Raw genomic sequence first — 207 nt, 5'->3', positions numbered from 1 at the left:
CTCGGTGGAGATAGATTCAAAGTAGTATTAAATGAGCTTAATTTAGCTTATAATAATCAGCTATCTACTAATAGCATGGATGCTCATAAAAACTGGATAGAAGTTTTTCTTAAGGAATACTACGATCCACTTTATAAATATTCTTTAGAAAATAATAAAGACAAGATTATATTTAGGGGAAACTCTTTAGAAGTTAATGAATTTTTA

At 27.1% G+C, this 207-nt stretch carries 1 pseudogene; it reads left to right on the top strand.

Going from position 1 to position 207, the window contains the following annotated elements:
• Positions 1-207: pseudogene (locus tag A500_RS20935) on the top strand (tRNA 2-selenouridine(34) synthase MnmH); the annotation flags it as partial.

The organism is Clostridium sartagoforme AAU1 (genome assembly GCF_000401215.1).
In the GTDB taxonomy this organism is placed as follows: domain Bacteria; phylum Bacillota; class Clostridia; order Clostridiales; family Clostridiaceae; genus Clostridium; species Clostridium sartagoforme.
The sequence above is the reverse complement of the archived record's forward strand: the minus strand, read 5'-3'. Positions and strand labels throughout refer to the sequence as shown.